Below are 25,748 nucleotides of genomic sequence, written 5' to 3' on the forward strand. Positions count from 1 at the left end.
TATCGTGGTGATCTAAATGACACACCTCAAAAAACTTGTTCTAGCACTACTTTTGATAGGAGTAGTCACAATAAGTGGATGCGTTAGCATTGAAGAACATGTGAAGGTCTCTTCGGATGGTACTATAGAGTCTATGACTCTGGTACTGGAAATGCCACGGACGGTGTACTCTCTCATGGTTCAAAACACAACAACAGGAACATTTTGTGGAGACATTCGAGCAAATATAACGTCTGATCTTAAAGATAAAGTCACCTGTGAAGAGTCCTTTACAGGAGACAATGTTACAATAACAATACATGCAGAGCACGTAAAGCCCAAAGATAACGCCGACTTTGCTAAGGGTATTGAAATCTATAAGGAGAATGGATATCTAATCTTCAAGGACAACACTTGGCATGAAGAATCTGCAAAGGATCAGGAGGATATCAAAGAGTATGGAAGCTTAGTTACAATAGATTACTATCTCGAGATGCCAGGAAAAATCATAGATTCTAATGCTCACAAAGTTGATGGGAACAAAGCTGAGTGGCATTTAGATATGTATACTGCCAGTAAGACCCCAATCTATGCAAAGTCAGAGATACCAAACTCCAGTATTTGTGGTCCAGGGATTATAATGGCACTTGCAGTGATTCCTCTCTTGATGATGAGGAGAAAAAGGGCATAGCTTCCTCTCTGTCTTATTGTCCCTCTTAAATCTACTCTCTTATCACCCTTTTATCTATGAGTACGTGAGTTATTAAAACGTTTTAGCGTTTTATAGGAGAAAATGGAAAAATGCATGCATCATTTATTAAGCCACCTCTCCATCCACCCAGCTATCAGCTCAAGTCTCCTAACCCTGTGCTTTGGCTTTCCGCTCCTGCTGAGGTCGTGGTTCTCGCCCGGGAAGAGGGCAAGCTCGACGGTTTTACCGAGGTACTTCAGAGCCGTGAAGAACTGCAATGCCTCCGGAAGCCAGCAGCGGTAGTCCTCCATGCTGTGGATTATGAGGAGTGGAGTCTCAACGTTGGGTGCGTACTTTAGCGGGCTCTTCTCCCAGTAGCCTTCGGTGTTGCTCCACGGGTCGCCGCCTATCTGGTCGGGCGCGAAGAAGTATCCGATGTCGGTGGTGCCGAAAAAGCTCGTCCAGTTTGAGATGGAGCGCTGGGTCACAGCGGCCTTGAAGCGGTTTGTGTGCCCGACTATCCAGTTCGTCATGAAGCCGCCGTAGGAGCCGCCGGTAACCCCTATCCTCTCAGGGTCGATGAAGTCAAACCTCTTTACTGCCTCATCAACGACTTCCATTATGTCCTGGTAATCGCGCTCGCCGTAGTGTCCCCTTATGTCGGCGAACTCCTCGCCGTAGCCGTCGCTCCCTCTCGGGTTGGAGAATATCACCGCGAAGCCTTTAGCGGTCAAAACGTGGAACTCGTGCATGAAGGCGTAGCCGTAGGCCGTCTTCGGCCCGCCGTGTATCTCCAAAACGGCCGGATACTTCTTGCCCGGCTCAAAGTTAACCGGCTTCATAATCCACGCGTCAATCTCAACGCCGTCGCTGGCTTTGACCTTGAAGTGCTCCGGCTTCGAGAGGCTGTACTCCTTTATCCAGCCGTTGAAGTCGGTTACTTTCTTCTCCTTTCCGTCGCGGAGGACGTAGAGCTCAAGCGGCGTAACCGCGTCCTGGGCTGTGAAGGCTATGTAATCCCCTATAGCAAAGCTCTCGACGCTCCTGTCTCCACCGATGACGCGCTCGATCTTGCCGTCGAGGTTGACCCTGAATAGGTTCGCCCTCGGACCGTCGGTAGCTATGTAGTAGACCCAGCCGTCCCTAAAGACAAGCTCGGCCCTCTGGGCACCCCTAACGTCGCTGTTGAGGGAGTTATAAGCTGCCCTGTCGAGGTCTTTCGTCAGCTTTCTCATTTCTCCTGTCTCCGGGTTGTAGTGGTAGATGTGGGTGTTCGTCGGAATCCCGCGCTCGCGCGTGTTGGCCTTGAGGATGAAGGTTCCGTCGTCTAGCGGGATGAAGTCGGAGATGCTCCACTTGCCCGGCGTTAGCCTCTTTGCTTTCCTGCCCTCAAGGACGTAGAGGTCGCTAACCATCGGCTTCCTCTCGCGGTCTTCCTGGGCGGTGAAGTAGAGCTTGCCATTGTGGAAGCGGATCTGGCCGACATCGAGGTTCTTCGGGGTGAGACGCTTCTTCTTCCCGCTCTCGACGTCAACGAGGTAAACCACGCTCCTCTTCCCATAGATCCAGCCGACACCGTTGAACCAGAAGGGAAGCTCCTTGATGATGTGGACGTCGTCCTTGGGCTTCTTCTCGACGTCTATAGGAGTAACGACAGCTATGCCCTTTCCGTCCTCTGTGAAGCGGAGGTTTTTAATTCCGTACTTGAACTTCGCTAAAAGCCTCGCCTCGCCGCCGTCGGTGGGGATGACGTAGAGCTCGGCTTCCTTGCTCTCCTTATCGCGCTTCGATGTGAAGGCAACGAGCTTGCCATCCGGCGAGAAGCGTGGGTTGGCGTCCTTCTTCCCAGAGGTGAAGGGCTCGACCCTTCTGCCGTCGTAGAGGTAGAGCCTTGAGAAGTAGTCGTCTTTCTCGACGCTTATCTCCGTCACCTGAAAAACGAGCTTTCTCCCCAAGGCGTCTATGTTTCCCACGAGCTTGAACTTTCCGAGGTCCTTCTCGGTCAGACCTTTCACCATTTAGAATCACCGAATAAAGTCGGGCTTTTTCGTATAAAAGCTTAGCGTTTCGATGTTTGTTTTAATTAGGGACAATGCGAAAGAGTAATAAAGATAATTTTCAAGTTCCGTCCATGCGTCTTATACTAAAAGTTGTCTCGGTTTTGGTTGCGGTGTTGCTCATAATCTCCACGGTACAGTGGATAGCGTTCCATCGGGCTGAGGAGAGAGTGGAATCCTTGCCCTGCGACACCAGGCTTGCTCCTTACAGGGTTGAAGTCGAGTCGATGTTGCCTCCCTCTAAACTTCTAAAAAACGCAACAGGATACCGCCTAGATGATGGAAAAGTGGAGGCTATAGTTCCCGGAAGGCTTGGCTCACACAGTCCGGATTATGAGATTATTCTTTCAAGGGCTGAGAGTGACCTAAACTTTAGTGTTGCCTCCTTGAGAGATGTCTTGAAGGCAGGGAACGAAGAAATTATAGACGAAGCGTTCTATTCTCTGAAGATAGACTACTTCAAACTGAAATTCGTGAAGGAATACAGGCAAACCAACATCACGGAGGTCAGTTTTAAGCCATCACCTCCCCTAAAATGGGTACTTCGGGCGAGAAACGTTTTTATGGCATTTTTACAAAGCTCTTACGTCCGCGCCGCAATTGCTGCGCTTCTAATAAGCACCGCGTTCTTTGGGGCGATGCTTCTTGGGATGTTTCTTATCGCAAAGCTTCCCGAAATGAACGGCACTCTAAAGTCCGCCCTTGCTCTCGCAGTCTTGGTTATCGTTTTTGTGGCAGTTTTTGGAGGGTTAATTGTCGTTTTCAAACATTTTGGTCCAGCTGATAATGATGCTATCCCAGAGATACCAAAAAATCCTTGTGAGAAGTCCTACAACCTCTATCCGAACTTAGAGGACTTCCACAGAACTGCTCTAAACCATATCTGGGAAAGCGAGAGGAATACTACCTCATGCGAAGTGCTCCAATATCTCCACACGGCTTTGAGTGAGGAAGAACTAGACACCCTCCAGAAAACCCTCAACGTTTCCTGCCCTTAGCTACCTTTTTAAATCCCCCTCATCCTTTTCTTTCGGGAGGTGGCGGCCGTGACCGTCAAGGTCCGCTTTGATAAGGAAGTGAGGGAGTACGCTAAAGGCGAGAAGGTTAAGGATTCGGTTCTCAAGATCACCGAGACTGCTTTAGCCCAGGCCCTTGAGAAGTTCCACAGGAGAATGATAGTCATAGAGGGAGACACGCTGAAGAAGGCCGAGCTGGCCGGTATCCTGGCTGGTGCTTCAGCGAGGGTTCTCTCCGATATAGTTGGCGAGCTCATCGAAAAGCGCCTTAGAGATGAGAGCGAGGATAAAATCGAGGTTCTCTACGCCACGGATGCCCTCGGCGAGGAGACCTTCGGAAGGAAGCGCTACGAGGCCTTCAGGAAGCACTTCGATGTTCTGGCCGGTTCCGAGGTGAACGTTACGGCTGTTACTTTCAAGCACACGAGGGAGATACTCGGAAGAACCTACGATCTCCTTATCTTGGACATGAGCTACGACTACTCGCCCAACGACCTCGGGAGGATCATCGAGACCGTCCGCGGCGGCGGGCTGATATTCATCCTCGCCCACCCGTTCGAGAAGTGGAAGGACATGTGGACGGGCTTCCACAAGAGCCTCGTCACGCCGCCGTACACTATAGAGGACGTCAAGAAGCGCTTCAACAGGAGGCTCATAAGGAAGTTCACCCAGCACGACGGGATATACATCATCACCGAGAGCGGAAAGGCGAAGAAGAAGCCCAAGAAGAGCAAGAGTCAGGCGAAAATAAGAGCCAGAAAAGGGGTTGAAATTCCAGAGGAGACTCTCTTCCCAAAGGAACTGTACGAGATGGCTCTCACGAGAGGACAGGTGGAGGTTCTCAAGGCCTTCGAGGAGCTTGTCGATAAGGAGGGAATGCTCGTCCTCACGGCAGATAGGGGTAGGGGTAAGAGCGTCTCTGTGGGAATAGCAGCGATAGGTCTCGCCGTTGCCCTGAAGAAGAGGACGAGGATAGTTGTTACCGCGCCCGAGCTTGAGAACGTCCAGTCCCTCTTCAGGTTCGCCAAGAGGGCTCTGGAAAAGCTCGGCTTCAAGCCCTACGTCGTCGAAGAGAAGGGCCTCATAAAGGAACTCTACGCGAGGAAGATTGGCCTGCGCTATTACCCTCCAGCGGAGGGCTACAAGAAGAACGCTGACCTCTACATCCTCGACGAAGCAGCGGGAATCCACGTGCCCATACTTCACAAGTACCTCAACAAGCCGCGCGTTGTCTATTCCTCAACGATCCACGGCTACGAGGGCGCTGGAAGGGGCTTCTCAGTCAAGTTCCTGAAGAAAGCCAGGGAGAAGCGCTCTTTCAAGGAGCTCCACATGGAGGAACCGATAAGGTACGCCTACGGCGATCCAATAGAGAAGTGGCTCTTCGACGTTCTCCTGCTCGATGCAGAGCCCGTCGAGCTGACTGAGGAGGACTACGAGCTGATAAAGCGGAAGGAGGTCTATCTGGAGGAGCCGGACCTCGACGACTGGTTCGAAAACGACAGGGAAGACCTCAGGCACTTCGTTGGCATCTACATTTTGGCTCACTACCGCAACAGACCGAGCGACGTGGCCCTATTAGCTGATGCCCCTCACCACGAGGCGAGGGTTCTCCGCCTGAAGAACGGCAAGATAGTCACGGCCGTCCAGATAGCAAAGGAAGGTGGAATCCCGAAGAACGTGATAGACAAGATGGCCAAGGGCTACAAGCCGCGCGGGAACATCATCCCGGACATGATGGTCAAGCACCACTACCTCAAAGAGTTCGCCAGGCTGAAGGGTTACAGGATAGTCAGGATAGCAACTCACCCGGATGCAATGGACATGGGGCTGGGAAGCAAGGCCCTCGAACTCCTCGAGAAGGAGGCAAGGGAAAAGGGCCTCGACTGGATAGGCTCGGGGTTTGGAGCCAGCGAAGAGCTCGTCCGCTTCTGGGTCAGGAACGGCTTCGCGGTTGTGCACCTCAGCCCGGCCAGAAACCCTGTCAGCGGTGAGTTTACTGCCATAGTCCTCAAGCCGATAAGCAAGAAGGCGAAGGAGCTCATCAAGAAGGCCAACGACGAGTTCAGAATCAGGTTTACCGAGTGGCTTGGCGACACCCACAGGGAGCTTGAGCCCGAGATAGCGCGCTGGCTCTTCGAAACGCCCTTCGGCGAGGCGGTGGACTACCCGATTCACCTGACTGAGATACAGAAGAAGCGCCTCGATGCCTTCACAGGGAAGGTTCTCACCTATGACACTGTGGTGGACGCCGTAAAGCCGATAGTGAAGCTCTACTTCCTCGACGGCTGGATGAAGCCCTACCTCGACGAGAGACAGATAAAGCTCCTCATATACCGCGTCCTCCAGGCCCACAGCTGGGAGGAAACGGCAAAGCTCATCGACAGGACAGAGATGTTCACGATGATCGAGGTCAGGGACATCATCAGGGGCCTCTGGTACTACTACAAGAGGCTTCTCACCTGAGGGTTTTAGCAATTTTTTTAACCTCTTTTAACTACTCCCGTTGGTTTGAAAATTACGGCGGTGTCAGCGATGCCCAGTGGATGGGAGAAGATAGTTTCGATGACGAAGAGCGGAATGAGGATCATCGGCCAGATGAAGCGGAAGGTCTCGAGGGGAAAGAGGATAGCGCTTCTCATAGACGGGCCGAACATCCTCAGGAAGGAGCTCGGGGTAAAGCTCGAGGACATTGCCGAGGCGCTCAGCGAAATCGGAGATATAAGGGTTGCCAAGGTTATTCTCAACCAGTACGCGCCCCAGGGGCTTATCGAGGCAGTCTCAAATCAGGGCTTCGAGCCGATCATAGTCTCCGGCGAGACAGGTGTAAAACTCGCCGTCGAGGCCATGAAGGAGATATACAACCCCCACATAGATGTCATAGCCCTCGCCACGAGAAACGCGGAGTTTTTGCCCGTCATCCTGAAGGCGAAGGAGAAAGGAAAAGAGACCGTTGTTATCGGCGTTGAACCGGGCTTTTCAGTGGCTCTTAAGCACGCCGCTGACTACACGATCATTCTCGGCGGTGAGTAGGAATGAAGGAGCGGTTTTTCAAGATTCTAAAGAGGGAGAGCGAGAAAAAAGAGGAAGAGACTCCAAAGAAGACGATAGGGCTTATCATAGACGGGCCGAACATCCTCAGGAAGGAGTTTGGGATAAAGCTTGAGGACATCCTTGAGGCCCTCAAGAGGATAGGAAACGTGAGGGTCGCAAAGGTGATCCTGAACCAGTACGCCCCACAGGGACTTATTGAGGCCGTCGTAAACCAGGGCCTTGAACCTGTCATCGTTGCTGGAGACACCGACGTCCGCGTTGCCATAGAGGCGATGGAGCTGATCTACAACTCCGACGTTGACGTCATAGCCCTCGCATCAAGGGACGCTGACTTTCTCCCGATAATTATTGAGGCAAAGAGGCGCGGCAAGGAGACCGTTGTTATCGGCGTTGATCCGGGCTTTTCTGTGGCCCTTCAGAACGCGGCGGACTACGTCATCAAGATGGAAGGGAGAAAGACCCCTGAAAACAAAGAAGGGTAGGTTAATGGTCTTTTTGCCGCAAGTTCCCAAATCTGCCCACAAACTTTTTTAAACGCTTCTATTATCGAGTTATTGAAGATAACAACTTGTTAATCCCTGGGGGTGAGAAAGTGGGGAAGATGGGTGAGTTGTTCGTGCTCGGGGTGATCCTGGCGTCCCTCTTCGCGTCTTCCTCGCCGGTTTCAGCCGAGGAGACGCTGACTGTCTACTCCTACGACAGCATCGAGCCGTGGATGAAGGAGATAATCCCCATCTTTGAGCAGAAGTATAACGTCAAAGTCCGCCTCGTGCTCTTTGGAGACGCTGGCGAAGTCCTCAGCAGGCTGATAATGGAGAAGGACAACCCGCAGGCTGACGTCGTCATCGGCATAGACAACAGCTACCTTCAGAAGGCCATAAAAGAGGGGATTCTCATCCCGTACAAGCCGGAAAACGCCAAATACATCCCCGACTGGATAATTAAGAACTTTGACCCGGAGTTCCACCTGACGCCCTACGACTACGGGGCGATAGCGATTGTGTACAAGAAGAACGAAGTCCCAAACCCGCCCAAGACTTTCGAGGAGCTCACAAAGCCCGAGTGGAAGGGCAAGCTCATAGTTGAGAACCCGCTGACGAGCTCCACGGGAATGGCATTCCTTCTCTGGACAATTGCGGTCTACGGCGACAAGTGGCCCTACTACTGGGAAGCCCTGAGAGAAAACGACGTCATCGTTGTCAAGGGCTGGTCTGCAGGCTGGGAGATGTGGGACAAGGGGCAGGCTCCTCTCTTCGTCAGCTACGCCACCGATCCGGCATACAGCGCGTGCAACTACAACGACACCAGCATTGGAGCTGTGTTCCTCAGCAACACTGCCTACGTGCAGATAGAGGGCGCTGGGATAGTAAATGGAACAAAGCACCTTGAACTTGCCAAGGCCTTCGTCAACTTCCTGATAAGCAAGGAGGCCCAGGAGAAGCTCCCGCTCAACCAGTGGATGTACCCAGTGAACAGCGAGGTCGAGCTTCCAGAGTGCTTCAGCTACGCCCTCGACGTGGGCAAGGCTAAGGTCGTTTCAATCCCCGCTGATGAGCTTGCTAAGAACACCGACAAGTGGCTCAAGGAGTGGAGGGCGATAATGGTCGAGGGCAAGAGCGCCTCAGAGATTTCGCCGACGAGCACCGCATCAGCCGAGAAGTCCGGCGGCATCTGCGGGCCTGCTCTACTCGTCGGTCTCGCCATCCTTCCACTCGCGCTGAGGAGGAGAGGGTGAGCCTACTTTCCTCCCTTTTTCCAGACTATTTTTCCGTTTACCATTGTCAGTGCAACGTCGCTTCCCCTGGTCGAGTACACGAGCAGAGAGTAAGGGCTCTCCATCGGCTTGAACCACGGCTTTCTGGCGTCTATCAGAAGGAGGTCCGCGAGGTAGCCTTCCCTGATGAGACCGGCTTTAATCCCCAGCGCCCGCGCGCCCCCGATGGTTGCGATCTCGAAGATTTTTCTTGCTGGGATGGAATGGGCTTTTCTTTCGAGGAGGTTTGCGGAGAGACCCGAAGTCCTCATCTCGAGGAACATATCCATAATGCCGACGGGATTTGGAGAGTCGTTGCCTATGGCCACGTTCACCCCAGCGCGAAGAACTTCTGGGAGGTTTATCGTCGTCCCTTCAAGCTTCACGTTGCTCGTTGGACAGTGGACGAGCGTTGAGCCCGCTGATGCGAGGGTTCTAATTTCTTCGTTGGTAAGATAGACGCCGTGGACTCCGATCAGACGGTCGCTTAACGCCCCAGCTTGCTTTAGATACTCCACCGGGTTTAGACTGTAGCGTTTTTTAACTTCCTTCACTTCGGTCCTGCTCTGGGCTAGGTGGACGTGAATTCTGGCGTTGGTTTCCTCCGACAGTTCGGCCATCTCCCTCATAAGCTCCAGACTGACTGTGTTGGTCGCGTGGGGAGCGAGGGTGGGCGTTACGAGTTCGCTCTTTTCCTGCCAGCGCCTGAAGAATTTGAAACCCTCCTCTGGATCGGCGTGTGGAAAATCTACCAGATCCATTACAGTCTGTCCGATAAAAGCCCTTACCCCCATCTTCTCGGCTTCCCGAGCTATTTCGTCGGCGAAGAAATAGTGGTCGTTTATCGTTGTAGAGCCGTTCATCAGGGCCTCCATGATACCAATCCTGGCCCATTCTCTGATTTCACCTGCCGTCCACTCAAGTTCCATAGGCCAGATTATCTTTTCCAGCCATTCCTCTGTTGGCATGTCCTCTCCAAGTCCTCTAAACTTCGCCATCGCCACGTGGGTGTGTGCGTTTATCAGGCCGGGGATCACGAAGAAGCCGTCCCCGCCGTAGACCTCATCGGGGCCGAATTCCCGGACTTTCTCGGCGGGGACTACGGCGCTGATAGTATTTCCCTCTACCAGAACAGCATGGTTTTGAAGAATTCTTTCGGCGTCAATGACGTCTCCGATGAGCGCGATCATTCTCCCACCGTTTGTATGTTTGACAGTCAAGTAATTAAGCCTTTTGCCGTTTTGACATCCAAATTTCCAAAGGATTTAAATTTGGGAGAGAAAAGCTATCCCCATGCCGCATTTGATAGAGATAAAGTCCCGGCCCGTGGCACTCTCGCTCTGGTTCAATTGACGCTATTCTTGGTAACATAGATATTAGTTAGTGTTATAAACCCGCTTTCAAAGCCTCTGGAGGTGGTTAAAGGTGATCGATAAGGTTTACTGTGCCGATGTCACGCCCGAAATGGAAGGGAAGAAGGTTAAGCTCGCTGGATGGGTCTACAGAAAGAGGGAAGTCGGAAAGAAAGTCTTTATAGTCCTCCGCGACTCAAGCGGAATTGTCCAGGTCGTCTTTTCAAAGGATCTGAACGAGGAAGCTTATAGAGAGGCCAAGAAAGTCGGAATTGAATCGAGCGTTATCATCGAGGGAACGGTTAAGGCCGATCCCCGCGCGCCGACCGGTGCCGAAGTTCAGGGAGAGAAGCTCCAGATAATCCAGAACGTTGACTTCTTCCCGATAACCAAGGATGCGAGCGACGAGTTCCTCCTCGACGTCAGGCACCTCCACCTGCGCTCTCCAAAGGTTGCCGCGATAATGAAGGTCAAGGGCACGCTCATGCAGGCGGCAAGAGAATGGCTCCTCCAGGACGGCTGGTACGAGGTCTTCCCGCCGATCCTCGTCACCGGAGCAGTTGAGGGCGGAGCGACGCTCTTCAAGCTCAAGTACTTCGACAGGTACGCCTACCTCAGCCAGTCGGCCCAGCTCTACCTTGAGGCGGCAATCTTCGGCCTTGAGAAGGTCTGGTCGCTTACACCGAGCTTCAGGGCCGAGAAGAGCAGGACGAGGAGACACCTCACCGAGTTCTGGCACCTCGAGCTTGAGGCTGCGTGGATGGACCTCTGGGACATCATGAAGGTCGAGGAAGAGCTTGTGAGCTACATGGTTCAGAGGACGCTTGAGCTGAGGAAGAAGGAGATCGAGCTCTACCGCAAGGACGATATCAAGACCCTCAAGAACGCGGTTCCACCCTTCCCGAGGATAAGCTACGACGAGGCCATAGACATTCTCCAGAGCAAGGGCGTGAACATCGAGTGGGGCGAGGACATGGGTGCCGACGAGGAGAGGGTATTAACTGAGGAGTTCGAGAGCCCGTTCTTCGTCTACGGCTATCCGAAGCACATCAAGGCCTTCTACATGAAGGAAGACCCAGAGGATCCGAGGAAGGTTCTTGCCGCTGATATGCTCGCCCCAGAGGGGTACGGCGAGATAATCGGCGGCTCCCAGCGTGAGGACGACTACGACAAGCTCGTGCAGAGAATCCTTGAAGAGGGCATGAAGCCTGAGGACTACGAGTGGTACCTCGACCTCAGGAAATATGGCAGCGTTCCGCACAGCGGCTTCGGCCTCGGCCTTGAGAGGCTCGTCGCATGGGTTCTCAAGCTCGACCACGTCCGCTGGGCAACGCTCTTCCCGAGGACGCCGAGCAGGCTTTATCCGTGACGCTTGTGCAAGGGATGAGTGGAATTCGCGGTGCTCTTCATAATTTTCATTTTAGTGCTTTGTTTTGAGATCAGCAAGGCTTTTTGAAAAAAAGCTTGACCAAAAGTTTGAATGTCTTCGAGTTCGAGATTGACCTAATAATGGGGAGTTCTCCGGTAAATTAGCGAAGAAATAGGGGTTTTGTTTTTAACGCCCTTGGACGTTATACCGTGAGCAAACCCTTTGAAAAATTGCAAATTAAGCCGAGAATCTAAAAATGAAGCGAGAATTGTGAAGACATTGGCTTTTTTCAAAGCGGACAAGACATACCAGTCGAAAACATTCTGCCAGCGCTTGTGGGAGGATGTTGGGGGGCGTTAGCCCCCCGGAGAACTAGGAAAGAAGGAAGGTGGGGAAACGTAGTTTCCCGGTTTTTGGAGAACGGAGGTTTGAGAGTACAGGAAACTTTGCAGGGTAAAGTTTCATCAAAGTTTGTGGTTCTTGTCTGTGAGCTATTGGAAAGGATTTTTCACTAGAAAATGGCTTATTGGTTGTGAATTCCGCTTTTATTGGCCTTATTTTTCGTGAGTTTTTCTTTTTAATCGACGCCACAAGGGCGTCAAGGTGAGAGAAACTCTTTCTTAGTAGGCCAAATTTTGGAATTCGTGCCTTTTTAGCCTGAGTATCACAAAATCATTGTAGAATAGCAATTTTAGAAGGAACCACGAACCTTGATCAAACTTCGCGCAGGCGAAGTTTGTACTGGTGGGCCCGCGGGGATTCGAACCCCGGACCTCCACCTTGTAAGGGTGGCGTCATAACCATCTAGACCACGGGCCCGCCCGGAATAGGAAAAAGGAGAGGGTTTATAATTTTTTCTACTTCTCGACTCCCCTCCTAACTTTCACGGCCAGTCCCTGCTGGAATATCTTCAGCTCCTCGCCGTTGAGGAGGGTCTGCCCAGTCGCGAGGAGCTCATCGTTCCTGTTAACAACAAGAACCTCGTCGTAGGGCCTTATGTTCAGGTCTGCATCAACCACGAACTTCGCGAAGACGTTCTTCCCCCTCCTTGCGAACGGTTCTGCATCCTCGTCAACTACAACACGCATCCTCGGGAACGGCAGGACTTCGTGGAGTCTCTTCGCCCCTTCAATTCCAAGTGTCAGCAGGCCGTCCTCGGCTCTGAAGGTAGCGAGGTGCTTGCCCTTGGCCTTTATCTGCCTCGGCATCCCGGTCTTCCTTGAGAGCTCGACAAAGGCGTCCTTGAAAGCCTCGCCGGCTCCCTCGCCGAACTGGTACTCTGCAACCGCCATAACGTACTTCCTGGCTTCTCCCTTCTCGGGCTTCTCAACTGTGAAGTCTTCTTCTCCTTCACTCTGGGCGAACGGATAGCTGAGTGAGAGGTACTTAGGTATCTCACCGAAGATCGGGTGGCTGATGGTTTCAGGAAACTTTGATCTAACGCGCTCCGCCCTCTCCCTGGCGCGCTCAACGATTGGCCACCTTAGAGCCTCCTCGCTCACTTTGAAGAAGGCGCTCGCCTTTGTTACCGGCTCGTTCTTCTCAAGGTATTCTCTGTACTCGAGAAGTCTCTTGTAAGCCGCGTAGAGCTTGGGATGGGAGCGGGCCCTCTCATCCACGAGGCGCCACAGCTCGCCCTCTTTTATAGCTTGCTTAACCCTGTTGAGTTCCTCCCTTATGACCCAGAGGTTGTGAATAGCCAGAAGCCTCGTCCTCTCCTCTTTCGGCATCTCGCGGAGCTCCTGCGGCGTATAGCGGGAGCACACGGGACAGGAGCACGGGAAGTACTCAAGCTCTTCAAGCCTCTTTGTTCCCTCGGGTGTCATGTAGCGGTCGTCCTTGGCGTAGAGGGCATAGCTGGCCGAATCAAAGAGGTCTATACCCATGGCAACCGCCAGCGCGAAAATCATAGGATGCCCTGCGCCGAAGAGATGAACCGGCCTGTCTGGTCTGAGGCCCACCTTCGAAGCTATAACGACATCCACCAGATCCCTGTAGCGGTAGCTCTCCATCAGCGGAACAACCGCGCCAATCGGGTGTATCTCAAAGTTCATCCTGCTGAGCTCTCTCGCGGCGTATGTCCTGAGATCAGGGTACGTTGAGCCCTGCACGGCGGCGTTCATCGCTATCTCCTTGATTTCCTCGGCTTCTTTCGCCCTCTCCAGCGTTATCCTCAGGTCTTCCTCGGCTTTCTCCCTCGGCGCGTCCGGTGGCGTCGGAATGTCAAGGAAAGTCCCTATGTCAACGCCTATTTCATGCTGAAACTCGACGATCTCCCTGTTGGTTACCTCGACGCCGCCGTAGCGCATGAGCTGGAATGAGCCCGAGTCAACCTCGATTATCCCGTCGTAGTCGAGAAGTTTGTGAATCCCCACTTCAAGCGCCTTCTCCCTAAGCTCTGGAGTCTTGTATATTATATAGGAGTTCGTGATTATCATCCCAAAGCCCATCTCCTTGAGCTCCTTCGGCGTTACGATAAGCTGTTTTGGATTGATGACGGGCATTATTGCGGGGGTTTCTACGGTTTTCCCGTTGACTGTGAGCTTTCCGATCCTGCCGGAAGCGTCGCGCGCCTTGACCTCAAACCTGAAATCGACCATTTTTCTCACCTACCTTGAATTGGAAGGGGCCTTTAAAAAGGTTCAAATGGAGGAGAACATGCTAACGAGGATAAAAGCGAGAACACCGGAAGCCGTTGGAGCAGTGACCCAGCCGCGCAGAATGCCTTTCAGGGCCTTTTTGTTGGGCCTCTCGCCCTTATACAGGCTCACGCCCGATATTGCACCGACGATGGCCTGACCTGAGCTGACCGGGATTCCGAAAAGGTTGGCCAGGGTAACGGCCAGGGCCGCGCCCATCTGGGCCGAAAACCCGGAAGTCGGGCCGAGAGGGGCCAGGTCCCTTCCCACCGTCATCATGACCTCGTAGCTGAACGTCAGCGCTCCAACTCCGAGGGCAACTGCGAGGAGGCCCTTAACCCCAGCTCCTCCATCTGCCAGTCCTATCACGTTGGCTAGCTCGTTTGCTCCTAGGTTGAAGGAGGCGTAGGCCGAGGCGGTGAAGGCGAGCCACTTCTGCGTCAGCTCAAGGATTTTAATGTGCTTTATCCTGTTGAGGAGGTGCTTGTACGGGATGTACGTCCCCACGGCCAGAACTCCAGCCAGGGCAGGAGACACAACCCAGGTGAGAACGATCTTTCCGATAACTGGCCAGTTCACGGGAAGGCCCTCCGCGAGGGAAGCCCCAATGAGGGCACCTATTATAGCCTGTGTGGTGGATATTGGGTTTCCCCAGAGGCTGGCCAATGTTACAGTGATAGCGGAGCTGAAGAGGACTAGTCCAATGGTTACTGGTTCCATGCCCCTGGCTAGCCCGCTCACCGTGTTGGATACACCCGAACCGCCGAGAAAAGCCCCTAGAAACACGAAGACTCCAATGAGGAGTACGGCCCTCTTAAAGCCGAGTATTCCAGAGCCCACGGCGGTTCCAACGGCCTTTGCACTGTCGTTCGCTCCTATTGCCCACGCCATGAAGACCGCTGTCGCTATCAGCATCATAGGCATCCCTATAGTCTATTGTGTCTATATAGTTTATGTAGCACAGAGGAGTGCATTGTATTTAAAAATCTTTCTGATAAGCTCTGAAAATCAGCATTCTGCAGTGTGTCTTCAGGTTAATTACCGGTAGCTTGGGCTACAGCTTTCCAAGCACCCATTTGGAGTATCCGTAGAGGTGCAATATCAGGTAGAAAACCGCCCAGAACCAGAGAACGGCGGGGAATATTAATGAGGTTGTAATACCCCCACCCTCGACGAGAACGGGTATGAGCATTGTAAGTGTCTCAAAGGCCCACCAGAGCCCAAAAGCCCACCAGTAACCAAAAACCAACAGGAGAACAGGAACTACAATATCGAGGATTGCTATAAAGTCACCCAGCAGCAGGAACCCCCATTCTTTCGTGAGGCCACCCCCAAGGTTCCTGAGGTCACCAAGGAACCACCTCTTCCTCTGGCGCCAGAGTGTTCTGATGTCCTTGGGCATCTCCGTCCACACCCGAGCTTTTGGCGCGTAGACGACCCTTCCGAGTTTCTTTATGGCCTTTGTCGTCGCGTAGTCTTCAACCGGGTCTTCCACGAAGCCGCCGATCCTCTCAAGAGCCCCCTTTCTGAACGCCGATATCGGTCCAGGAGCGACGCTCAGGTCTTCAAGCTCCTTTGCCCTCCTGAAGGTCGCTATCCTCAGGTGCTCAACGTCCTGCGCTCTCTCAAGAAACGAGTTCCCGAGAACCCTCACCTGGCCACCAACTCCAAGAACGTCTTCCGAGTAAAACCTCCTGACAAGCTCTTTGACGGCGCTTTTCTCAAGCGCGCTGTCCGCGTCGGTGGTGACTATTATTTCTCCCCTCGCTTTGGACAGTCCAAAGTTCAGGGCCTTTGACTTCCCGCCGTGGGCAATCCTGAAAACTTTAAGTCTGGGGTCTCTGATTGATGAAGCCACATCGTACGTGTTATCTTCGCTCCCGTCGTCCACGAATATGACCTCGAAATCTGGATAGTCCTGTGCGAGAGCGGCCTCTATTGCCCTTCTACACCGTTCCCCTTCGTTGTAGGCGGGAATTATTATGGAGACCCTAGGAGTCCGGTCTGTAGTTACATAATTCCTGAAAAGGCTAATTATGTAATTAATGAAGAAGTAGCCGTCCCAGAGGAAAACGATGACCAGCGCCGTTAGGAGGAGGGTGTGCATGTATGAGAGTTAAAATAAGGTCTTTTAATCGTTACTTAAGCTAAGCACCGGCTTTCTTCCCAGCTTGTATTTCACGACGTAGCGGCCGTGTTCAAAGTCATCTTCTACTGCCCCAAGAACCTCAACCGGTTCAAGCTCAAGGCCGAACTCCATGGCTTCCCATTTTATGTCGTCAAAATAGTCGTAAAGCCCACAGGTGGCGCAGAAGGAGCCCTCGAACTCTATTATCACTTCGTCTCCTTCAATCGAGAGAATCCTCGCGTTTGCCTCGCTCCCGTGAAGCCTGTTGAACTCGGCGAGGACTTTCTCTATCTTCTCCCTCACGTCCATCTTCTCACCATGTCTGGTTTTGATTCATCACTTAAAAAGTTTGTTAGACTAACCGAATAGTTTAAAAATCTAAGTCCGAGATGGAGAACGATGAGCGGGATAAGGTGGGCCGAGAGGGAGTACACGGACGAGGAGATTTATTCCATCCTTAGCGAGCCGGTTAGGGAGTGGTTTAAGCGGAAGTTTGGAACATTCACCCCGCCCCAGCGCTACGCCGTCCTTGAAATCCATAAAGGTGAGAACGTTCTCATTTCATCCCCAACGGGTTCTGGAAAGACTCTCTCGGCATTTCTCTCCGCAATAAACGAGCTGATTCTCCTTGGAAAGGAAAGCAAGCTTGAGGATAAGATCTACGTCCTCTACGTCTCACCCCTCCGCGCCCTGAACAATGATATCAAGAGGAACCTGGAGGGTCCGCTGGCGGAGATAAAGGAAGTGGCCAAAGAGCTCGGCTATGAACTGCCTGAGATAAGGGTAGGGATAAGGACGAGCGACACATCGAGCTATGAGAAGAGCAAGATGGTAAAAAAGCCACCTCACATTCTAATAACAACCCCAGAAAGTCTCGCCATTGCCTTAAACGCTCCCAAATTCAGCGAGAGGCTGAAGACGGTTAAGTACGTCATCATTGACGAGGTTCACGCGCTGGCCGAGAACAAGAGGGGTTCTCACCTCGCGCTGAGCATTGAAAGGCTCCAGGAGATGGCCGAGAACGAGTTTGTGAGAATCGGCTTGAGCGCAACTATTCACCCGCTTGAGGAAGTCGCCAAGTTCGTTTTCGGCTTCAACGACGATGGAACTCCAAGGCCGGGCCTCATAGTGGATGTATCCTTCGCCAAGCAGACTGAGATAAAAGTTGAAAGTGTTGTGGAAGACCTCATTTACACCGATGCCGGAACGCTCAGCGACGCCCTCTACAACCGCTTGGCGGAACTCATAAGGGAGCACAGGACGACGCTCATCTTCACCAACACGAGGAGCGGCGCCGAGAGGGTGGCCTTCAACCTTAAGAAGCGCTTTCCCGAGTTTGAGGGTCTGATAGAGGCCCATCACTCTTCCCTGTCGAGAGAGGTTCGCCTGGATGTTGAGGAGAAGCTGAAGAGGGGAGAGCTGAAGGCTGTTGTATGCGTCTCCGGGGATTCAAAAATCCTGACTGGGAAGGGGCCCGTCGAAATAGGGCGTTTGAACTCAAACATGATTGCAGGTATTTGGAGATTCCAAACTGAGCTTGTCAGGTTCGAAGAGCCCCACAGGGTAGAATACAGGAGAGAGGGAGTCAAGATAAGAACGCGGTTGGGATTCGAGATAAAGGCGACAAAGGAGCACAAGTTCCTAACCGTTGATGAAAATGGAGAGCTGAGATGGGTTGAGGCTTGGAAACTCAAGGAAGGGAACTGGGTTGGGGTCGTGAGGAGACTACCGAGTCCGAACGTAAAGGTCTCGATCTTGGACTTACTGCCCCCGAACGCATACCTTAAGCTCAAGGGGGAATTTTTGAGGGAGTTAAAGCTTTCAATACAGGCAAAATTCGGCTCAATACGGACCTATGCTAAGAAAAAGAGGTGGAGCGAATCTTACTTAGTAAAACAGCTTAACGGTGTCTATCCATTCCGGTGGGAGCGGCTGAGTGCCGTTTTAAAAGACCTTGACCTTAGAATGACAGAAAACGATGTTGAGAGGATAACTTCAGATAAAGGAAAATACTCGCTTCCCATTGAGTTCACACCAAGTATGGCAAGACTACTTGGCTTCTGGATGGCAGACGGCTCGTGGAAGGGGGGCACGCTAACTCTATTCTCGTCTGACAGGAAAATGCTTGAGAAGTACAAAGAACTGTGCAAAGAAGAATTTGGAGTGGTTGGAAGAATAAGGATGCTGAACGAGAGTACTTACTCCCTGGAAATTTCTTTCAACCTTCTTCCAGCCATCTTTAAGAATCTAACAGGAAACACTGAACGGAAGTCAAAGCTTGGAACTTTTCCCAGTATTATCTATTCGCTACCTGAAGAGCATAAGAGGGAGTTCCTGGCCGGCTACTTTGATGGGGACGGCTTTCTTGAGGTGAAGGGTGGAAGGGTTTATTCCGCTGGATTTTCGACGTTCAATAAGAGATTCGCCGAGGGCATACGGGACATCCTGCTTCAGTTGGGAATAGTCTCCTCAATAAGGGCCAGAGAATACGACGAAGTTCAAAAGTTTAAGGGAAGGGTAATCCCCAAGAAAGGGGCCTCTTACACAGTCTCCGTTCTAGGTGGAGAATACCTGAAGAGGTTCTTCGATGCTGTTCGCCCGTGGAGGTCAGATTATGAAGGATGGGAAGGTATGTACAATGAGGGGTACTCGAACTCCGATGTCGTACCCAACCTTGGAAAGCGCTTGAGGAGCATACGTGAGAGGCTTGGAATAAGTGCATACCGTATGAGCAAAATGGGCTTCTACAACCCCGTAAGGGTTGAACTGGGGGAGAGGGAGATAAGCAGGAGAAACTTGAGGCTCCTTGTAGAATTCTACGAAAGAGTGGCGAAAGAGAAGAGAGTTGAAGATGTTCTTGAGGAGCTATCTTATTTGAGGGAACTGGCCGAAGGGGATGTGTTCTTTGACAGGATAACCTCGGTTGAGCCCGCCTACATTGATGTTGCCTACGGCATCATAAACTCTGAAACTGAAAACTACATTGTTGAAGGATTTATCTCGAAAAACAGCTCGACAAGCTTGGAGTTAGGTATTGACATCGGTACAATTGATCTCGTCGTTCTCATCGGCTCACCAAAGAGCGTTAACAGGGCCCTGCAGAGAATCGGTAGGGCCGGCCACAGGCTCCACGATGTGAGCAAGGGCGTTATCCTTGCCCTCGACAGGGACGACCTCGTTGAGGTTACTGTTTTAGCTCACAACGCGAGGAATAGAAGATTAGACAGGGTCAGAATCCCGAAAAACCCGCTCGACGTTCTCGTCCAGCACATAGTCGGTATGGCCCTCTACAAGGTCTGGGAGGTCGAAGAGGCCTACCGCCTGGTTAGAAGGGCCTATCCCTTCCACGAGCTTCCCTTTGAGGACTTCATGAGCGTCCTGAAGTACCTTTCAGGTGGCTATGAGGGACTTGAAGACAGAAAGGTCTACGCCAAGATATGGCTCGAGGACGGGAAGTTCGGAAGGCGCGGCAAGATGACGAGGGCTATCTACTACATGAACGTTGGCACTATTCCAGACGAGGCAAAGATAAGGGTTTACACGATGGACAAGCAGATGATTGGAACCGTTGAGGAGGAGTTCGCCGAGAGGCTGATGCCAGGGGACATCTTTGTCTTGGCTGGAAGAACCTACGAGTTCATCAAGAGCAGGGGAAACAAGATATACGTCGTCCCGCGCGAGGGGGCGAAGCCCACCATCCCAGCCTGGTTCTCCGAGATGCTCCCGCTGAGCTTTGATTTAGCCCTCGACGTTCAGCGCTTCAGGAGGGAAGTGAAGGAGCTGTTGAACAAAAAACGGGCCAAGTCCCTTCTCATGAGGAAGTACGGAATAGACGAGAGGGCAGCCAAGGCCATAATAGCCTACTTCCGCGAGCAGGAGAGGTATTCAACAGTCCCCGACGACGAGACGGTTCTCGTTGAGGAGGTCGAGAAGGAGAACACTTACGAGTACTTCTTCCACACGCTGATAGGAAGACGGGCCAACGACGCCCTCAGCAGGGCCTTCGCCTACGCCGTCGGAAGGCGGAAGGGGGTAAACGTCGGCATAGCCCTCAACGACAACGGCTTCCTCCTTAGAGTTCCGAAAGAAGCCAGGCTGAGCGAGGCTGAAATCAGGGAACTCTTCCAGCTGGAAGACCTGAGGGAGATTCTCAAGAGGGCTCTCGACAACACGGAGCTTTTGAAGAGGCGCTTCAGGCACGTGGCGAACAGGGGCTTCCTGATCTTGAGGAGGTATGTGGGGGGGAGCAAGCGCCTCGGCAGACAGCAGGTCATAGCGGTTTCGCTCCTCAAAGTCCTCAAGGAGCACTACCCTGACTTCCCGCTCCTGAAGGAGGTTTACAGGGAGATCATGGAGGACAAGATGGACGTTGAGAACGCCGAACTGTTCCTGAGCTGGGTGCGGGAGGGGAAGATCAAGGTCGTCTTCGAGAGGAACGAGCTTCCGAGTCCGTTCGCCTTCAACCTCGAGGCGATAGGTTCGAGCGATGTCGTTCTGATGGAGGACAGGAGGGAGATGATAAAGGCCCTCTACCGGAAGATAATGGCCCTAATAGGGGAGAACGCCACCTGATTTGGCTTTTTTTAGCCTTTCAAAACGCTTAAGACGGTCCAATGATTTTTCTGACTTTATTTGCTTTGCCGGTGTAAAAATGTGTTCCTGGTTACACCACTTTTCACCGCCGGTGAAAACAAGCCTTAAGTATTTTACAGTCATAAAATTGTCGGGTGGTAGCATGAAGGTGAAAGTCGGGATAAACGGTTACGGGACAATCGGGAAGAGGGTTGCTTACGCCGTTTCCAAGCAGGACGACATGGAGCTCATCGGCGTAACCAAGACGAAGCCCGACTTCGAGGCCTATCTAGCAAGGGAAAGGGGCATTCCTGTCTATGCCGCGAGCGAGGAGTTCCTCCCGCGCTTTGAGAAGGCCGGTTTTGAGGTTGCAGGAACGCTCAGCGACCTTCTGGAGAATGTTGACGTAATCGTTGATGCCACACCGGGTGGAATGGGTGCAAAGAACAAGGCCCTCTACGAGAAGGCAGGCGTTAAGGCGATCTTCCAGGGCGGTGAGAAGGCAGAGGTTGCTCAGGTATCATTCGTGGCCCAAGCCAACTACGAGAAGGCCCTCGGAAAGGACTACGTCAGGGTCGTCTCCTGCAACACGACTGGATTGACGAGGACGCTCTCAGCCCTTCAGGAGTACATCGACTACGTCTACGCCGTCATGATACGCCGCGCAGCTGACCCAAACGACTCGAAAAGAGGCCCAGTCAACGCAATAACTCCGAGTGTAACCGTCCCATCTCACCACGGGCCTGACGTCCAGACGGTTATTCCGATAAACATCGAGACGATGGCCTTCGTCGTGCCCACTACCCTCATGCACGTCCACAGCGTCATGATTGAACTCAAGAAGCCGATAACGAGGGAAGATGTGATAGATATCTTTGAGAACACCACCAGAGTTCTCCTCTTTGAGAAGGAGAGGGGCTTTGAGAGCACGGCCCAGCTCATAGAGTTCGCAAGGGATCTCCACCGCGAGTGGAACAACCTCTACGAGATAGCAGTCTGGAAGGAGAGCATAAGCGTGAAGGGCAACAGGCTCTTCTACATCCAGGCCGTTCACCAGGAGAGCGACGTCGTGCCAGAGAACGTGGATGCCATAAGGGCCATGTTCGAGATGGCGGACAAGTGGGAGAGCATAAGGAAGACGAACAAGAGCCTTGGAATTCTGAAGTGATTTCAGAAACGTCTTTAAACCTGCCCCCAATTTATTTTTGATGGAAATGGAAGCCGAAGAGTACCTTCTCCTGCTCGGGCTGGCACTGGCAGTTCTTGCCCTTATTTATCCCGGGCAGACGTTAAGCGGGGAATTCTGCGAGGGATCTCACGAAAAGCTTGGGGACTACTACGTCAGCGTCTCGGGCGGTTTCCTGCGGGTATCGGCCGTGAGCGGGGATGTATTCATCGCCCACGGCCAGAACGTTATTCTGAGGAGGGCACCGATTGAGTACTCGTATCTACCGGACAGCAGGTGCTACACAGTCAAAATCAGGTACAAGGGAGGGACTTCCCTCTACGCTTTCGCCGGCGGGATTGCCCTTGCTGGCGGGGCCTTCTTTTACATGGCCTTTCTGAAGTACCGCTGAGTCTATCTTTCTTTAAAAAAGGTCTTCATATCAACAAAACTACCCAGCAAAAGAAATAAGAAATGGATAAATACCACCGAGGCCAACATGAGATGGTGGTGACATGTCAGTATCAAATACGCCAGAAGAATGGGCGTCAGCATTCCCTTCAAGGCGTGATCTAAAAGAGAGGCTCGAGTTCATCCGCCTCTATGTCTTCAGGCTCAAGCAGAACCCGGACGAGGTTTTCAGAGAGCAGGTTAAGCTCATCAACTCCCTCCTCAAGTCGTCGAAGAGCTTTCCGCTATCAAGAGAGAAGTACCTCCGCCTTAAGGGGGAGCTGAGGGTCAAGAAAGGCTAAACCCCCAGCTTCTTCCTAACTTCCTCAACGCTCAACCCCTTAACCAGCAAATCCTTCTCCCTGCTCGTCTCTCCCCTGACTATGTTGACTTCCGCTCCGAGGAGTTTCGAGAAGAACTTCACGACTTCCTTGTTGGCCTTGCCCTCAACTGGCGGAGCCGCTATCCTGACCTTCAGCCTTCCGCGCCACCCGTCTACCCCTTCAATCGCGTTCTTCTTTGCCTTTGGCTGGACGTAAATCATTATCAGGACTCCCTCTTTAGTCTCCTTGATGAACTTCATATCAATCCCTCCACTCGTACTTCCAGACTATTTCCTGCGGGAATTCACCCCGCTTAAGCTTTTCGAGTATCTCATTTGCCACCGAATATGCAAAATCGAAAGTTTTCTTGTCTATCAGCCTGTAGTTCAGCGCCATCTCAAGCTCATCCTCGTCGAGGAGAAAAGCTTCCCCGCTCGGGAAGACGAAGATATCTAAGAACAGGTCGAGCATCTCTATCGTGTCTCCATAACGCTTTGTATAAGCCAGAACATCAACGTAAAGCCCCTTGAAGTATCCTTTCTCATCGTAAACTTTGAGGATGTCGTAGTTTCTCCCGATGAATGCAAAGTACACCATCTTATAGCCGTTGTCTACGACCTTAACGCCGTTTACGAAGAGGGGCGCCAGCATGCCTGAGAACTCCGATTTTGCAACGACTACGTCCCCAATGTCAGCGAGAACTTCGTCTTCTCTCTCAAGCACTCTGTTTGGAATGCGTTTGTAGATGAGGTGGATTTTTGAACTCATGTTTAAAGGAGGATTCAAAATAATTAAAACGATTTTTGTTCCCATGCAATAAATTTTGACTTGTCCCTCCAGAGGTACCCCCTCAAAAAAGGGCTATGGGGAAGTCCCCTCAAGTTCCCTTTCTATCGTTGATATTTCCTCATCGAGGACGTCTCTGATCCTCTTCAGGAGCTCTAAGTACTCCATGATCGTTTCCCTGCGCATCTGCCTAGTCTTTCCAATCTCTTCAAGCTTTTTCTTCAGGGCTTCATGGTACTCAACGGCCGTGTAGAGTATCCTGAGGGTGAGGTTGTTGGAGGTCTTGAGGTACTCCCATCCTTTATCGGTGAGCCTGTACTTAACGCGCCTCACCCTACCCCTGTACTCCTCCCTCGGTTCTAGAAGGCCTTCCTCAACCATCTTGTTCAGGATCGTGTAGAGGTTGCTGTGGCTGGGCTTCCAGAGGCCTATTGCGAGCTTTTCGAGCTCCTTTAGGATTTCATAGCCGTGGGCTTCTCCCTTAAGGCCGACGATGACCAAGATGATGTCCTTCAGCGGCACCGTGAATAGACTCTTTATTATCCTCCTCTCAACGTCGGTCTTTCTCTCCATTGGTATCACCGTTGCCCAAATATTTGACCAAAACCCTTATAAATGCTTCTCCTGACGACATGTCGAAATTTAACATGTTTGAAAACTTCATGTTGATAAGCGTCATGGATGGTGGTGGAAATGGCCTGGAACGACTGGATTGTGAAGCACGCGAAGGCGCTCGTTGTGCTCTGGATCCTGGTGGTGATCCTCACGGCACCATTTGCAGCAAAGCTGAGCGACCTCACAAACTACAGCACCGACCAGTTCCTGCCGAAGGACGTTGAGTCGGTCAAGACCATGGACACACTGGAGAAGGAGTTCCCGAGCTTCACCACGAGTGAGAACCAGACTTACATGATCATACACGGAATCGACGTTAACGACCCAAAAACGAGGGATGCCTACGAGAGGTTTAAGGTTGAGGCCAAGCCCTACGGCGACAACTTCACCTCGTACTACGATGCGCTCGATATTCTCCAGAATGAATCTTACAATATAACTCTGAACATAACAAAGACAGCCGCTAACTTGAGCGGAATACTCTACGATTCTGCCGTAAACGGGAGCGACACATACAGGATGCTCCTCCTCGGTATTGAAAACTTGACAAACCAAGTGAGGCTCCTTAACGAGACCCTCCCAGAGCTGGCCGATGCCTATCTCAAGCTTGAGACCAACCTGACTATCCTGTACAACCAAACTCTCGAGCTCAAGGGAGCGCTCAATGAAACTGATATGGCTTACGTTCAGCTCCACCAGAATTTGACCAAAGCCAGCACACAGCTGAAGGAGCTGAACTCAACCATAGCCATGCTGAACATTAAGCTTTACAACCTCAGCGAGTCTTATGCTAAGGCCTACCTTGGGGCCATGGGAGTTTATGAAGCCCTGTCAGCCAAGACGAACGCATATCAGACCTGCAACCTCGACCCACAGACGGCTCAGGCCGTTGCCGCTCAGCTCGGCGTTCCCGTTGAGTTCGTCTATGCGGTCTTCAACGCGACGTATTCCGCTTATCACACCTACGGACCGAGCGCAATAACGGATGAACTCCTAGCCAACGTTACAGGCGGGATAATTTCAAATACCCTCACCTATTCGCTTGAGAAGAGCCTCGTTAAGGCGTACTCCTACGCCTTCTATTCCGGAGTCATTGCCTTTGACAGGACACACGGAAGCAACTACACTCTATTGGAAAGTGGTGAGAACGCTGAAGCTGCAGTCATTGAGATAGCTGAAAACGCCCTTCAGGGCACTCCAGAGGTCGTTGCAAGGGCCGGCGGAACCTACGCCGTCCCTGGATTCGGAGAGGTTTCCGCAAAGGTGCTGGCAAAGGTTCTTAACGTTGCAGTAGGACTGGGAAGAAACCCGACAGCGGGGGCCGTTGAAGATGCCACAGTTGAGGTTGCTAAGGCCATCCTGGATGGAAGTCCTCTGCTATCGCTCCCTAACGCCGACTACGTCCTAAAAACCCTCCTCGTGAGTGGCCCGACGAAGGAACTTGAGGAGAGCATCCTCGCCAATGCGCTGGCCGAAAAGCTCTCTGAAGACCAGAGGAAGATGGCCGAGCCGGTAGCTAAAACAGTCACAACCTTCGACCCAATGGCTGAGGGAGTACTCTCCCAGAACTCCAGCGCCCTGAAAGAGGCAACCGTTTCCCTCCTAAGCGAGATATTGAGGGAGAAGGGTGTTGAACTTCCGAATGACGTTCTGGCAAAGGTCTACGACTCAAACGGCAACGTCGGGCCTATAGCCAAAGAGATACTCGTCAAAGAGACCGCAAGGCAGTGAAGGACGAACGAAGAGCCAGAGACAATAGTCAGCGTTGCTATCCAGCATGCCGATGAGCTTGCAAAGGG

The 25,748-nt window shown here is 52.2% G+C and carries 21 protein-coding genes and 1 tRNA gene; 12 read left to right on the forward strand and 10 right to left on the reverse strand.

All coding sequences use genetic code 11. The features are described from left to right. The first annotated feature begins 16 nt into the window (after window positions 1-16). Window positions 17-670, forward strand: a complete 654-nt coding sequence (locus TK_RS03710; protein ID WP_011249702.1) for a CGP-CTERM sorting domain-containing protein — start codon at window positions 17-19, stop codon at window positions 668-670. Between the two features lie 119 nt (window positions 671-789). Here the strand turns inward: TK_RS03710 and TK_RS03715 are convergent, their stop codons facing one another. Then, window positions 790-2,688, reverse strand: coding sequence for a S9 family peptidase (locus tag TK_RS03715; protein WP_011249703.1), 1,899 nt, complete (start codon window positions 2,686-2,688; stop codon window positions 790-792). 155 nt (window positions 2,689-2,843) lie between these two features. Between TK_RS03715 and TK_RS03720 the strand changes: the two genes are divergently transcribed. The 5 genes from TK_RS03720 (at window position 2,844) to TK_RS03740 (ending at window position 8,532) form a co-directional block, all read left to right on the forward strand. Continuing rightward, entirely contained in the window at window positions 2,844-3,725 is an 882-nt protein-coding gene (locus TK_RS03720) for a hypothetical protein (RefSeq protein WP_143598670.1), read from the forward strand. A 48-nt stretch (window positions 3,726-3,773) separates the two neighbouring features. Beyond that, on the forward strand, window positions 3,774-6,209 hold the full coding sequence (locus tag TK_RS03725) for a tRNA(Met) cytidine acetyltransferase TmcA (RefSeq protein WP_011249705.1): 2,436 nt from the start codon (window positions 3,774-3,776) through the stop codon (window positions 6,207-6,209). 69 nt (window positions 6,210-6,278) lie between these two features. Continuing rightward, a complete protein-coding gene (locus tag TK_RS03730) occupies window positions 6,279-6,776 on the forward strand; it encodes a TIGR00288 family NYN domain-containing protein (protein ID WP_011249706.1) in 498 nt (165 codons plus the stop codon). A 2-nt stretch (window positions 6,777-6,778) separates the two neighbouring features. Next, a complete protein-coding gene (locus TK_RS03735) occupies window positions 6,779-7,279 on the forward strand; it encodes a TIGR00288 family NYN domain-containing protein (RefSeq protein WP_011249707.1) in 501 nt (166 codons plus the stop codon). 110 nt (window positions 7,280-7,389) lie between these two features. After that, the gene (locus TK_RS03740; protein ID WP_011249708.1) at window positions 7,390-8,532 is read left to right on the forward strand and encodes a thiamine ABC transporter substrate-binding protein; all 1,143 of its coding nucleotides are present in this window, start codon (window positions 7,390-7,392) and stop codon (window positions 8,530-8,532) included. A 2-nt stretch (window positions 8,533-8,534) separates the two neighbouring features. Here the strand turns inward: TK_RS03740 and TK_RS03745 are convergent, their stop codons facing one another. Beyond that, window positions 8,535-9,740, reverse strand: a complete 1,206-nt coding sequence (locus TK_RS03745) for an amidohydrolase family protein (RefSeq protein WP_011249709.1) — start codon at window positions 9,738-9,740, stop codon at window positions 8,535-8,537. Window positions 9,741-9,975: 235 nt separating this feature from the next. On the opposite strand from TK_RS03745, the gene asnS reads away from it, so the two are divergent. Continuing rightward, a complete protein-coding gene (gene asnS, locus TK_RS03750) occupies window positions 9,976-11,271 on the forward strand; it encodes an asparagine--tRNA ligase (protein ID WP_011249710.1) in 1,296 nt (431 codons plus the stop codon). Window positions 11,272-12,013: 742 nt separating this feature from the next. Here the strand turns inward: asnS and TK_RS03755 are convergent. The 5 genes from TK_RS03755 to TK_RS03775 form a co-directional block, all read right to left on the reverse strand. Continuing rightward, a tRNA-Val gene (locus TK_RS03755) sits at window positions 12,014-12,090 on the reverse strand. A gap of 38 nt (window positions 12,091-12,128) precedes the next feature. After that, window positions 12,129-13,871, reverse strand: coding sequence for a tRNA guanosine(15) transglycosylase TgtA (tgtA, locus tag TK_RS03760; protein WP_011249711.1), 1,743 nt, complete (start codon window positions 13,869-13,871; stop codon window positions 12,129-12,131). Window positions 13,872-13,913: 42 nt separating this feature from the next. Beyond that, window positions 13,914-14,834 (reverse strand): inorganic phosphate transporter, encoded by a 921-nt coding sequence (locus TK_RS03765; protein ID WP_011249712.1) that lies wholly within the window; start codon window positions 14,832-14,834, stop codon window positions 13,914-13,916. Between the two features lie 130 nt (window positions 14,835-14,964). Further along, window positions 14,965-16,017, reverse strand: a complete 1,053-nt coding sequence (locus tag TK_RS03770; protein ID WP_011249713.1) for a glycosyltransferase — start codon at window positions 16,015-16,017, stop codon at window positions 14,965-14,967. Between the two features lie 24 nt (window positions 16,018-16,041). Continuing rightward, the gene (locus TK_RS03775; RefSeq protein WP_011249714.1) at window positions 16,042-16,347 is read right to left on the reverse strand and encodes a hypothetical protein; all 306 of its coding nucleotides are present in this window, start codon (window positions 16,345-16,347) and stop codon (window positions 16,042-16,044) included. A gap of 90 nt (window positions 16,348-16,437) precedes the next feature. On the opposite strand from TK_RS03775, the gene TK_RS03780 reads away from it, so the two are divergent. From TK_RS03780 to TK_RS03795, 4 genes are all read left to right on the forward strand, one after another. Beyond that, on the forward strand, window positions 16,438-20,610 hold the full coding sequence (locus TK_RS03780) for a DEAD/DEAH box helicase (RefSeq protein WP_011249715.1): 4,173 nt from the start codon (window positions 16,438-16,440) through the stop codon (window positions 20,608-20,610). 163 nt (window positions 20,611-20,773) lie between these two features. After that, window positions 20,774-21,778, forward strand: a complete 1,005-nt coding sequence (locus TK_RS03785; RefSeq protein ID WP_011249716.1) for a phosphorylating glyceraldehyde-3-phosphate dehydrogenase — start codon at window positions 20,774-20,776, stop codon at window positions 21,776-21,778. Window positions 21,779-21,818: 40 nt separating this feature from the next. Then, a complete protein-coding gene (locus tag TK_RS03790) occupies window positions 21,819-22,187 on the forward strand; it encodes a hypothetical protein (protein WP_011249717.1) in 369 nt (122 codons plus the stop codon). Between the two features lie 103 nt (window positions 22,188-22,290). After that, window positions 22,291-22,527, forward strand: a complete 237-nt coding sequence (locus TK_RS03795; protein WP_011249718.1) for a hypothetical protein — start codon at window positions 22,291-22,293, stop codon at window positions 22,525-22,527. Here TK_RS03795 and TK_RS03800 read toward each other — a convergent pair. From TK_RS03800 to TK_RS03810, 3 genes are all read right to left on the reverse strand, one after another. Next, the gene (locus TK_RS03800; protein ID WP_011249719.1) at window positions 22,524-22,808 is read right to left on the reverse strand and encodes a DUF167 domain-containing protein; all 285 of its coding nucleotides are present in this window, start codon (window positions 22,806-22,808) and stop codon (window positions 22,524-22,526) included. The two genes, TK_RS03795 and TK_RS03800, sit on opposite strands and share 4 nt — an antisense overlap. 1 nt (window position 22,809) lies before the next feature. Further along, window positions 22,810-23,316 carry a DUF402 domain-containing protein gene (locus tag TK_RS03805; RefSeq protein WP_011249720.1) on the reverse strand — a complete coding sequence of 169 codons (507 nt, stop codon included), beginning with the start codon at window positions 23,314-23,316 and terminating at the stop codon, window positions 22,810-22,812. 93 nt (window positions 23,317-23,409) lie between these two features. Further along, entirely contained in the window at window positions 23,410-23,907 is a 498-nt protein-coding gene (locus TK_RS03810; protein ID WP_011249721.1) for a PadR family transcriptional regulator, read from the reverse strand. Between the two features lie 114 nt (window positions 23,908-24,021). Here TK_RS03810 and TK_RS12210 point away from each other — a divergent pair, with 114 nt between their 5' ends. Continuing rightward, window positions 24,022-25,680, forward strand: a complete 1,659-nt coding sequence (locus TK_RS12210) for a hypothetical protein (protein ID WP_232500612.1) — start codon at window positions 24,022-24,024, stop codon at window positions 25,678-25,680. Window positions 25,681-25,748: the final 68 nt, after the last annotated feature.

The sequence above is a fragment of the Thermococcus kodakarensis KOD1 genome, from assembly GCF_000009965.1.
Classification (GTDB): domain Archaea; phylum Methanobacteriota_B; class Thermococci; order Thermococcales; family Thermococcaceae; genus Thermococcus; species Thermococcus kodakarensis.